The 12016-nt window shown below is 38.5% G+C and carries 10 protein-coding genes and 2 pseudogenes; 8 read left to right on the top strand and 4 right to left on the bottom strand.

Going from position 1 to position 12016, the window contains the following annotated elements; genetic code table 11:
* Window positions 1-12: 12 nt before the first annotated feature.
* From T3H97_RS22605 to T3H97_RS22585, 4 genes and pseudogenes are all read left to right on the top strand, one after another.
* A pseudogene (locus T3H97_RS22605) lies at window positions 13-584 on the top strand (class I SAM-dependent methyltransferase).
* The gene (locus T3H97_RS22600; RefSeq protein WP_328800949.1) at window positions 585-1181 is read left to right on the top strand and encodes a DedA family protein; all 597 of its coding nucleotides are present in this window, start codon (window positions 585-587) and stop codon (window positions 1179-1181) included.
* A 675-nt stretch (window positions 1182-1856) separates the two neighbouring features.
* A complete protein-coding gene (locus T3H97_RS22590; protein ID WP_328800948.1) occupies window positions 1857-2177 on the top strand; it encodes an MGDG synthase family glycosyltransferase in 321 nt (106 codons plus the stop codon).
* 189 nt (window positions 2178-2366) lie between these two features.
* On the top strand, window positions 2367-3065 hold the full coding sequence (locus tag T3H97_RS22585; protein ID WP_328800947.1) for a polysaccharide deacetylase family protein: 699 nt from the start codon (window positions 2367-2369) through the stop codon (window positions 3063-3065).
* A gap of 194 nt (window positions 3066-3259) precedes the next feature.
* Here the strand turns inward: T3H97_RS22585 and T3H97_RS22580 are convergent, their stop codons facing one another.
* From T3H97_RS22580 to T3H97_RS22570, 3 genes are all read right to left on the bottom strand, one after another.
* Window positions 3260-4408: a sensor histidine kinase gene (locus tag T3H97_RS22580; protein ID WP_328800946.1), complete on the bottom strand. Its 1149-nt coding sequence runs from the start codon at window positions 4406-4408 to the stop codon at window positions 3260-3262.
* Window positions 4401-5081, bottom strand: a complete 681-nt coding sequence (locus T3H97_RS22575) for a response regulator transcription factor (RefSeq protein WP_328800945.1) — start codon at window positions 5079-5081, stop codon at window positions 4401-4403. The genes T3H97_RS22580 and T3H97_RS22575 overlap by 8 nt, the downstream gene beginning before the upstream one ends.
* Window positions 5082-5169: 88 nt before the next feature.
* Window positions 5170-5760: a class I SAM-dependent methyltransferase gene (locus T3H97_RS22570; RefSeq protein ID WP_328800944.1), complete on the bottom strand. Its 591-nt coding sequence runs from the start codon at window positions 5758-5760 to the stop codon at window positions 5170-5172.
* 580 nt (window positions 5761-6340) lie between these two features.
* Between T3H97_RS22570 and T3H97_RS22565 the strand changes: the two genes are divergently transcribed.
* From T3H97_RS22565 to T3H97_RS22550, 4 genes and pseudogenes are all read left to right on the top strand, one after another.
* Entirely contained in the window at window positions 6341-7015 is a 675-nt protein-coding gene (locus tag T3H97_RS22565) for a phosphatase PAP2 family protein (protein ID WP_328800943.1), read from the top strand.
* 166 nt (window positions 7016-7181) lie between these two features.
* Entirely contained in the window at window positions 7182-7955 is a 774-nt protein-coding gene (locus T3H97_RS22560; protein ID WP_328800942.1) for a TolC family protein, read from the top strand.
* Window positions 7951-8103 (top strand): annotated as a pseudogene (locus T3H97_RS22555) (ABC transporter permease); the annotation flags it as partial. The gene T3H97_RS22560 and the pseudogene T3H97_RS22555, both read left to right, overlap by 5 nt.
* 89 nt (window positions 8104-8192) lie before the next feature.
* Window positions 8193-8525 carry an RNA polymerase sigma factor gene (locus T3H97_RS22550; protein WP_328800941.1) on the top strand — a complete coding sequence of 111 codons (333 nt, stop codon included), beginning with the start codon at window positions 8193-8195 and terminating at the stop codon, window positions 8523-8525.
* A 352-nt stretch (window positions 8526-8877) separates the two neighbouring features.
* Here the strand turns inward: T3H97_RS22550 and mprF are convergent, their stop codons facing one another.
* Window positions 8878-11511 (bottom strand): bifunctional lysylphosphatidylglycerol flippase/synthetase MprF, encoded by a 2634-nt coding sequence (mprF, locus tag T3H97_RS22545; protein WP_328800939.1) that lies wholly within the window; start codon window positions 11509-11511, stop codon window positions 8878-8880.
* Window positions 11512-12016: the final 505 nt, after the last annotated feature.

Here is a 12016-nt window from a genome sequence, read left to right as displayed (position 1 = left end):
GGGGAGAGTCATTTGACTTCAAATCAGTATGCAATGTTCTTGCAAAGATATATTAAATATCCAAAGCGAGTCGGAAGTATTTTGCCTAGTTCACGGTTTCTAGCGAGTAAAATGGTTCAATCTGTGCCATGGAATGAGGTAACCACAATTGCAGAATTCGGTTCTGGCACAGGAGCTATCACACGCTTTATCGAACTGCGAGTAAATCGATCTGCTAAGGTGTTATTGTTTGAAATGGACGATAAGATGAGGAGGGTTTTGCAAACAACCTACCCAAACTTCTCATGTCATGTCATTCAAACGCTTGTCATTTAACAAAAATAATGAATCAACAAGGCATTGATCCGTTGGACTGTATTATTAGCGGATTACCCTTTTTTAATTTTAAGAGCGAATTAAGAGAAACTTTACTCCATCAAATTACCGAAGCCTTAAAACCAGAGGGCAAATTTATCGCTTTTCAATACTCCCTTCAGATGAAGAAACATTTATCTGAGAAATTCATTATTGATAAAATCAATTTTGTGCCCCTCAATTTTCCTCCTGCTTTTGTTTATACATGCCGTAAGAAGGAGGGGATTTAAGTGAGTTATGACACACTAATTCATTGGATTGCGCAGTTTGGTTATGCTGCTTTATTCTTTGCATTATGGCTCGGAATTGTTGGAATGCCAATACCGGACGAGGTTGTCGTTATGACCGGCGGAGCCGTTAGCAAAGTAGGATTGCTTCATTATTTCCCAGCATTTATTATCACTTATTTAGGAGTTATCTCCGGGCTATCTCTTGGTTATATTCTAGGCAGGTTTTTCGGTTCGCCGGTGCTGGATAAACTTCGCCATAAAAAAAAATTGGGGAAGCATATACAAACATCAGAACACCTTCTAAATAAATATGGAAATATTGCATTGAGTTTTAGCTACTTTTTTCCGGTGGTGAGGCATATTGTTCCCTATTTAGTCGGAATTAATAAAATGTCATTTCGCCGTTATATCCTTTATTCCTATACAGCCGGGCTTGTTTGGACGTCTGTCTTTTTTGTAGTTGGCCAATTTGCAGGTGGTCATGTGGAAACAATCGGGACAGTGATTTATCACTACGGTATATATGTGGGACTTGCCTTAATCATAGGAATTGTCATATTCATGATTCTTAAAAGTCGGAAAAGGAGCAAAGCGTGATGTGTGGAATCAACCTTTAGGAAATTTAGATAATACGGTAGTAGTTTAAATTCTGAATTTACACGAGTAAATAGATGATGTCCCAAGAGAGCCTCGATATATAAAAACCGTTTGGGGAGTTGGGTAGAGAATTGAAACTGATAAACGGCAAAAGAAATGTTTGCTTTGAGATTTTTTTGGCGTTAGTTTTCAGTCTCGTCATTGCATATCTCAGTTTCGCCATTGTAATAACTTGTATCAATTTGTTTGTTAATCGATTACAAGCGGGATGTTTTTTTCTAAAGCTAGACCAGCCTTTATTTTTCCCTTTTTTTAAACTGACCCGACACATGTTTAAATACATTTTTGATTTGGCCGAAGGTTCGCAAGTTCACTTTTGATAGATTTAAAGGAAATACAACAAAGTTATGATTTCACTGTTGCTATATATTCTAGCAGCTCAAACGGTTTTCACATAAGGCGAACTGCTGATTTAAAAATATTAATCGTCATAGTCAGATATACCCCCACCAACTCCCGAATTTCATTTCATCATCAATAATAAGAATCATTTCTTGGGCATATGAAAGTATCCTTTCTGTGCCTTCAGTTTATGCCGATTTCTCTTAACATAAAAGGAAAGTAATTCTTAACAGCTTCTGAGATTTGATTTTTTGAAAAGGAGAGCTGTGTTCCATGAAAAAAGGAACGAAAGAAAAAATGTTGATTCTTACCGGAAATTATGGAGATGGTCACATTCAAGTAGCCCAAGCAATACAAGATGCGATGCAAATTCGATTTCCTCATATGGAACCTGTCATTATTGATTTTATGGAATGGGTCCATCCTTATATAAATCATTTGAGTCGAAATGTTTATCTCCAAGCCGTAAAAACATTCCCTCAAGTTTATGGATATCTATATCAGAAAACGCGGAGACAAAGCGGCATGATTGGTGATGGAAGCTCTACTATTCAGAAATTTGATCTTTTGTCACAGCCATACAATCGGAATTAGTAGATGATGCAAAACTTCTTCAACATATGATAGAAAATACTAAACAGTTCCATCCTAAAGAGTCCGCGTTTGCTTCATTAGAAGTTATTTTTGGAACTATTGCAATGAATAATAGATCCAGTGAAATAAAGATATGCTCCTAGAAAAAAGGCAAGCATGGATTTATTACTGTTAAAAAGGAGCAGGATCATGAAGCAGACATTGATAATTATCATTAGTGGATTACTCGTCTACACGATTATCCCGACCCTTATAATCCGACTATTTGGAATCGGAGTTTATAAAAGGGGAACGGGCGAGCAGCCCATTGCCTTAACTTTTGATGACGGTCCGGACCCAGAATTTACGCCTCTTTTGCTTGATTTATTAAAGAAACATAATATAAAGGGTACCTTTTTTGTCCTTGGTCGCAAAGCAGAGAAATATCCCGATTTAATCCAACGGATGCATAATGAAGGGCATCTTGTCGGAATCCACAATTATGTACATTGGTCAAATGCTTTAATGAGTCCTAAGAAGGTTCGCGAGCAGGTAAACAAAACGGCCAATGTCATTAATCGTATTATTGGAGAGAAAGCCTTCTATTATCGGCCCCCGTGGGGAGTCATTAACCTATTTGATTTTTTTTTGATGAAGCAATTTCGCATGATTCTTTGGTCTGTTATTGTAGGTGACTGGAAGAGCTCTGGCGGCAAGCAAAAAATTAAGCAAAGGCTGCTGTCCAAGCTAAAGGGTGGAGCTGTTATCGTTCTTCATGATAGCGGGCAAACGTTTGGAGCAGACAGGGATGCACCTGCATACATGTTGGAGGCATTAAATGAATTTATCATTGAAGCATTATATACGGGATATTGTTTTCAGAGAGTAGATGAGAAAAGAGCTGCATAATGAACAGGCTAAATATATGAGCAATAATTATGGTACGGCCGTGATAAGCGCGGCTTTTTTGTTTTACATAAACACATTATCTGTCAGCACTCTCGAAGATTATACTTAAGGAAACAGAGTAAGTTTAATTTTGATACTAAAAATCAAAACTTAAGCCCGGGACAAAGTATTGTTGGGGGCTTAAGTTTTTTAACTTATACATCAAGGTTGCTGGAGTGACCTTCTTCTGATCCAATGGAACTGGTCAGAACTCCTTCGAAAGGCAAAGTAAGAGTAAATTTAAATATGTTATTTATATGAATGAGCGTTAAGGTTCCTCCATGCAACTCAATTATGTTTCTAGCAATAGAAAGACCCAGACCTGCTCCCGTTTGAATGCCTTCACTACTTCTTGAATGGTCTACTTTATAAAAACGATTGAAGAGTTTATTTTCTTGCTCTTGTGTGAGGGGGTTCCCTTTATTTTCGATCTCAATACTAATTTGCTTATTATCCAACCTCATTAAAATACGAACGGTTCCCGGCTTTACAGAGTACATAAGGGCATTCATGAGTAGATTATCGATTGCTCTGGCAATTTTTTCGCTGTCAATAACAGTTATAATAGGAGAGTTACCCAAATCTTTAATAATATTGATACCGTTCTCTTGAGCGATCGGTTCAAATTCAAAAATTAATTGATCTAGAAGCTGGAATACATCGATCTTATTTAGGTCCAGGCGGGTATCGATCGAAGTAAGTCGGGTATATTCAAACAAATCATCGAGCAATTTTTTTAAATGAATAGCTTTGTTATAAGTGTTTTGAACAAATCGCGTATATTCATCTTTATTCTGAAATGAATTTGTTCTTAAAAGTTCTATATAGCCAATAATACTTGTAAGTGGCGTACGCAAGTCGTGTGATATACCTGTTATCATCTCCAACTTGGAGCTTTCTAGTTTACGTTCCTTTTCGATCTGCTGTTGCAGACGTTCCGCCATCAAGTTGATATTAAACGCAACCCTCCCGAGTTCATCTTTTCGCATGACAGGTACTCGATAGTTTAAATTACCCTCGGATATAATTTGAAGCCCCTGCTCCAACGAAATTAAGTCTCTTACGATTCGTCGAGTCAAAGCGAGGAAAGTAATAATAAAGAAAACCATAAACAAGGGGGGGAAAATATACGGAATGAAATTGAGGAGCCACTCGAATTTCATGCCATAGACAATTTCCAGTAAAAGTAAAATGAATATGTTATTTATGGTTGTGGCGATAATAAGACTTAGCATCATTCTGATTAAAATATTGACCTGAATCATCCTTTTTTTTCGTTTTGGCTTTTGCACATTTTCAGTCAATTTTATAACCAACTCCCCAAACCGTTTTAATATACTGAGGATCTCTAGGGGATTTCTCTAATTTCTCTCGTAAATTACGAATATGGACCATCACTGTATTATCGGAATGCCCAATAGGATCTTCCCACACACTTTCGTAAATCTCATCAAAGCTAAATACCTGCCCAGGGTGGCTTGCAAGCAACTCTAGAATTGAAAACTCAAGAGGGGTCAGTGAAATGTTATCTTCTTTCAATGTAACGGAATGTTTAGTTTTATCGATAACAAGATCTTTGAAGAATATAAGAGAATTAAATTCTTCTTTTCCTATTAATGATTGTCGCTGCAAATGAGCTTTTACTCGAGCGAGTAATTCTAACGGATTAAAGGGTTTTATCATGTAATCGTCCGCACCGGGAGTAAGACCTACAATTTTATCAATATCTTCTTCCTTGGCCGATAGCAGGATAATGGGGGTGTTCGATATTTCCCTTATTTTAATGCAAGCATTAATGCCATCCATCTGTGGCAGCATAATATCTAAGATGACAAGTTCGAAAGAGATTGATCTTATTAAATCTAACGCTTCCATACCATTTGCAGCTTCTATGACAAAGTATCCTTCATTGCGCAAATAAACGTGAATGACATCTCGAATCTCTGTATCGTCACCTACAACAAGTATTGTATCCATTACATGATACCCCTTTCCTATTTTTTATGATTACGGCTACTAAAATTCTATAATTAAGGCAAATCCCATGATTGCTACGAAAAGTTTATTAATACCGATTATTGCGTCCACTTTTGCGACAGGTATATACAAAAGCTGGAGGGAAATTGAAGGGCACGAACTCGATTTTTTCGATGATTAAGTCTTCGGCAAATTTTTTTTTCATTTGAAGTGAGTACTGATAAGCGACAAAAATTCCTTCTGGTTTTAATGCCTTAATAATCTGATTAAGTAAGGTTTCTCGCATTTCACTCGTAAAATTAAAAAATGGCAATCCGCTAATGATACAGTCAAGCTGGCCGATGTCATCTTGATTCAATTTTTTGATTAATTGGCAAGCGTTTGAATGACACGCGAAATCCGGGTATTCTGTCTTCAGAGTATCTCTCATTTTCTTATTCCTTTCGAACAATAGCACTCTTGTTGATCCGGTTAAATGTGGCTTCACGAAACGTGTAATAGCACCTGTACCTGACCCGAGTTCTGCGACTGCCTTTACCTCATTCCATGGTACAGACTCAACGATTTTAGCTGCTAGAAATCGGGAGCTAGGTATAACACTTCCTACTCGTTGTGGATTTGTGAGAAATCCTTGCAAAAAAAGTAGACATTCACTGATATTCAACTGTTTTTCCTCCATTATTTAATTTCTCCCTTTTGGGTTCATTCGATCAAAGATCGAGATCTAAAATATGATTTCCCCCAAATACCTGCCGACAGAAAAAAACGTCACTGTCCATAATAAAGCGCTGCAATATGATATCAGGGCAAATTTACTGAATTTAACCCTGCTTAACCCAACAAATAAAGGGATGATATATCGAACAACTGGAAGAAATAATTCGAAACATATTGCCATATCTCCTCGTTTTGTTTCATATAAAAATAGTAACGAAAAAATCTAAGGATTTTACGAGGATATATCTAAAGAAAATCTGAAGATATGTACACTATTCAGACTCGAAGTCTGCAAGAAGTGCACGAAAATCAGAAAGCTGATCTGATTGAAGAACCCAAAAAGCCTTGCCAACAAAAATAAGTTGGCAAGGCTTTTTATTACGTAAATTGTTGATAAGTTTCCCTATAAATAAGATGCGAAAGGGAATAACCCTTACCAACTAATGTTAAGAAATTCTTTAGAAAAATCCTTTAAAGTTCTTCAGAGTTTATCATTATGATGGGTTCATTGCTATAGATAAACCTAATCAGGAGATGATAACGTGACTCACCCTACAAAACAATCCTTCCTTTCAACTTGGCTGTCTCTTCTATGGCTTACAGTGGTTCCGTTATTGTATATTTTCTACGGTATACTTAACCATCCTACCGAACACGTCTATAGCCTCGTAACGGACCTAGATCGCCTAACGCCATTCGTCCCGTCCTTTATTATTCCTTATGTTCTTTGGTACCCGTTCATTGCATCTGTACTTATCGGACTTGCGTTCAAGGACAGAACAGCTTATTACCGGACGCTACTTGCGCTCTGTGGAGGGCTGATCCTTTCTTATATCGTCTATGCCCTTTTCCAAACAGCTGTTCACCGTCCAGACAATCTAGCCCAGACAGGCGTCATCAACCGTTTGATCTGGTTGGTGTACAGCCATGACCAGCCGTTTAACTGTTTCCCGAGCATTCATGTGCTAACCAGCTACCTGATGCTTCGTGGAGCAAGGGTATTCGGAAGAACGATTCATTGGGCAGTCACCGCGATGTCTATTGTCATTATAGCGTCCACTTTGCTGATCAAGCAGCATGTACTAGCGGATGTCGTTGGCGGTATCCTAGCCGGAGAGCTGTTGTACCGATCGGCGGGCATAGCCATATCATACCTACGGCGACACAGAAATCGCCTGCCTCTGAAAGGAGGCGAGCGTCATGTTTCTGCTGAGTAAAGAGAGACGCTCATTCATATTCATTTTATGAGAAAACCCCGACATATGATTAATTGCTAAATCGTTTCATCCCGAAATACTTTTAGCCAAAGCAGAAAGCAATCTGCACGTGACTATGATTCATTTGTAGTTGCTCAAAAGAGAACAATAGATAATTCATATAAAAATGTGTTTGTACAATTATTTAAAAATAGAAAGAGGGGGTTCTATGAAAAAACGTATGTTCATTTTATTGCTGTTGGCCTTATCAACCAGTTCTTTTTCAGGGTCCTTTGTTCAAGCAGAGGGGCAGCAATTGGCTTCCAATGCAAGTGTGAAACTAACATTGAGTCAAGCCCAGCAAAGGGCGCGATCCAATAGCTTTAGCTTGAAGGAGGCCCAGCAAACGATAGATCGCAATCGGATTAACTTGAAAAATGCAGGTAAGAATCTGGACTTCATTCCCGCAGGTACAGGTAATGGAGAAGAGGATGCGGCCAGTAGTTCAGCATGGAAGGGGTATGCCTCATCGACGGTTTCTTATCTGGAATCCAAAAAGCAAATCGAGCTTGCCCAAGATCAGACAGACTACACTACAATGAAGAACTATTATGAGGTACTTCTGGCTGATAACAAAGTAAAGAGTAGTGAGGATGCACTTTCGCTTGCGTTATTGGAAGAAAAGGCTGCTGAGGCGAAGGCCAACCGTGGAAAAATTCCCCCAGTTGATCAAAGCACCATTATTCAGACTCGTATAGAAGCACAAAAAAATATAGAGATTGCAAAAGCTGCGTTGCAAAAAGTGATGGATTCACTAAATACCCAAATGGGGCAACCGAAAGGTACGGTCTATGAACTGGTGGATCGACCTGTTTACCGAAAAATGGATAGCACGAATTTGGATACGCTTGTGACACGTGCAATTTCGGCGAGTCCTTCGGTATGGAGACAGGAGGGTTGAAGCAACAACTCGTATGACCATTGAATTCACGGCCTCGCCTATCATATATTCGCTTCTTAGCTCTGCAGGTATAGGTATCTTATTTGGGGTATACCCAGCTTATAAAGCAGCGAGATTGAAGCCGATAGATGCATTGAGATACGAATAACTTTATTGAAAAGTGTTCATGAAACGTAAATAGGTAGTGTTGAGTGTGCAGTATTTGTTGAAAAGCAATCGAAACAGGAAGGAAAAGTAATGCCAAAAGATCGTATTAAATTTTATTTTTTGAGAATTGCCAAAAATCTTGCTATAGATGTATTAAGAAAAAGAAAAAAGATGGCAGGATACTTTTCACATAGGGAACTTATTTATTGTCACTGGGATACCATCGATTTTGAAATTCAAGAGGAAGTCGAGCAAATTCTTTTGATGATAAGTAATGACGAGCAAAGGACTGTACTCGAATTGCGCCTAGTCCAAGGATACTTCATAAAAGAAACAGCTGAAATTTTAAACAAGAGCGAAGCTGCCGTGAAGTCGTCGCTGTACAGAGCTTCTAAACATATTAAATTAAGATATATTTCATGAACTGATTGGGAAGAATCTAATAAGCAGTAGGACTGACAGTATTCTTTTTGCTGAAAAAGCTTCTTTTCAAGCTCTGATCCTTAAATTCCTTTTTACTGATCCAACCAATTCATCTAGTTTATCTGTTATCTAATACAATAAACCACATTTTTTATGTCTAGAAGAGTGCAGGTAGAATAGTTGAGTCAAAACATTAAAAAGGTGGTCAAGTGACCACCTTAGTCTTCCCAATATCTAACCGTGAAAAATAACAAAGTCTACTTGGTTATTGCTTTCATTCTACTGCCCTCATTTTTTCAGTCCACGTAACTGTAGCCTATCCAAAGAATTTATTCTGAAGGTTAAAGAAGTTCTATTTGTCTGGACGACGAGATACCAGTCGGACAAGATCCAGCGTAAGCATTGGAAGTGCCATACCTGCCGGATAAGCTAAATATCTTGCTTGCCATTCAGGAGAGAATTTTTCCTTGTAACGGCGCAATCCCTCAAATCCATACCAGTGTCCACCATATCGGAACACCAGACGAGCTAATTTTTCTTCACGATGTGCATTAAGATTTTCACCCACACTGGAGAGCGGAGAAATACCCAAATTGAAATAAGAATAACCTTGTTCTTTTGCCCATTCAATTATACGTATAAATAGCACATCCATCGTGCCATTCGGTGTATCATTCAAATAACGCATCAGATCAATTGAGATCACTTTATTTTGGTCATAAGCTGGAGCTAATGTTGCAAAAGCCAAAATGTGACCTTCAGCATTCCGAAGCAATGTTAAGGGAGAGCGCTGAATATACGCTTCGTTAAACCAGCCTAAAGAATAAGCTTTTTCTTTACGATCGCCTAGCCACTCATCCGAAATCTGGCGTAATTCAGACAGTAATTCTGAATGATAGGGTGGGGCAAGCACTTCAAATATTTGGCCTTCACGACTTGATTTATTTTTAGCAGTTCGCAAGTTCTGCTTACTTTTCCCACTTAATGTGAATGTAGTTAGAGGAACCAAAGCTTCTTCGCCTAGTTTGAAGAATTTGTAACCATTCTCATGATAGATCGATAGATATTCAGGTGTTGCTTGATAAAAAACAACGGTTAATGCATACTGATCTGCATATCTCTGAAATTCTTGAATCGCAGCACCGACAAGATTTTTATTGCCAACTGGGTCGCCAAGTACAATTAATTTGTGGCGCACTCGAGAATAGGGAATCAAAATTTGATCATTTTGCGCCCAGTAAAAATTTTTGTCTCCTAGATAGAGAAGATGAGTCAAAAGATTACCGTCTTCTTCGGCAAGAAATTGAGTCAATTTCTCTATACCCGCTTCATCTGGACGCGTTCCTATGTAGCGATGCGGACGTAATGTGAATATAGATGCCATTAAAATTAAAGCACCGATTAATCCAACAAGAATCGTCACCGCATATTCATGCGGGTTCAAAAACCATTGTTGAGCACGCATTGGTAGATGTCGCAAAATAGCTGGATGAATATGTGTACCAATAATGTAACACGATAACGATGAAATACAAGCAAGGGACGCCCAAATCCAGATACTACGTGAAGAAATAATAGCACATTCGCTGTTAAATCGAGCACGAGATATCCACAGTACCAATGCAACAATAAGCAAAATAATAGCTTCCTCGTAATCGAACCCTTTGGCAAATGTGAAAATAGCACCTGCTAACAACAATGCTCCTGTCCATATGTAAGCTCGACGAGTACGCATTGAAATACCACGTGATACGACAATAAGCATAATACCGATAGTCACAGATAGCTGTTCTGAAAAACGCATAATAGGTAAAGATAACACATGTTCCATAAAACGTAGGCGAGCAATTAGGCCTGGGGTAGCCGCAGAAAGTAGTAATATGATACCACTGGTGAATACTAACTTTCCAAGCGCCCATGCTCCTAGATCGCTAAGTAAGCTGAAATGAGAAGGCCAGCCCCAAAATTTGACCCATGTGTTACGTGAAGCGTCCAGACTAGTTGTAATCATTTCACGCATTTGTTTACTGTTCGGACTCATCTCAAACGTAGCTAGCACAAGACCGATCAACCAAGGAACTACAAAGTAAAAAATGCGGAATAATAACAAAATCGTTAGTGCACGTGATGAATCAACACCTAATGTCTGAAGTCCAAGCAACACGATCAGATCAAATGCTCCAATACCACCTGGCGCCATACTAATAATCCCTGCAATTGCTGCTACAATATACACACCGAATACCGGGGCAAACGGTAAATGATTCAGATCATAAAAAGTGAATAACCAAAATAAGGCCCCTGCACAAGCCCACTCTAGAACAGAAGAACCTAGAGAAGCGATAACTACTTTCCAAGGTAACTTGCCATCGCCCTTATTAAACCATTTGGCGAACAGGGAAGATCGTTGCATTAATAGGAAGAACGGTAAGTACAATGAAACTCCCCATACACTGATACGAAGCCAAGGAAGTTGTTCAAAAATAGGTTCTACAGGGAAAACACCGACCAGTACAAGACAACCAAGTAAAGATAGCCCTACTAATACGATAGGCGATAAAAAAAGTACAGCAGCTCCCATTGTTTTCATGGGAATGCCACTTCTCTTATACAATAATGTACGTAGTCCTAAACCGGTAAGACCAGCGAACCCAATCATATTATTAAATGTATTGGCTATCCATGCATATCGATAAGTCGTTTTCCAATTGATATCAAGCTGAAATTGTTTTTGCATTAAATAATCATAAGTACTCATTACAGATACTGCTATAAAAGAAGCAATGAGCAATTGAATAACGACATGAACGGGCATCATGCGTAATTCATGAATAATTTTAGCTAAGTTAATATTCTGAATCTCGTGTCTTCCATATACATAGATAATGACTAAAATAGCTACAGGAATCAGTATCCTAATAATTTTAGCACGGTACAAAGCCATAAATAGCTGTAAAATTTTAAGCTTTCGAAGCAATTCTCTCATTGTGTCGTCGACTCCACCTTCGGACAAAATAATATCAATATTTTTAATACAAGACGGATTGTCAAACCAAGTGCGACAGGACTTCTGTGAAAGATTGTGAGCGGTCCTCCAATCCAGACATTTTCGGGGTCGGTGGTTAATTAGATCCAGTAAATGAAGGAGATCTTCATCCGTGACCCGAGCCATCAGTGCTCTTGGGGAGGAACCCAGCAGTAAACCGTTAGCATTTTCATTCAAAACGCGTTGCTAGGACAAATAGCGTCAGCAAAATAAACTAGCAGGTTATGTATAGCTTCCATATCCGCCTAGCAAGCAAACTACTTGGTTATATTCAATTAATGTGGCTACGTACGCTTCATTTTTACTGTGGCCAGATACGAGGATACTAGCTTAGTTATATATGGGATTGTATTCTAAAAGAACTCAGAGAGCGGGCAAAATAAAAATAGATAGGCATAGTGGTTAATTAGATTTATTAAGTTATTACTGACCATTTTGAACTTCT

The organism is Paenibacillus sp. LX16, from assembly GCF_036252815.1.
In the GTDB taxonomy this organism is placed as follows: domain Bacteria; phylum Bacillota; class Bacilli; order Paenibacillales; family Paenibacillaceae; genus Paenibacillus; species Paenibacillus polymyxa_B.
Note: the sequence above shows the minus strand (reverse complement) of the source record. Positions and strands in the feature narration are given on the sequence as shown.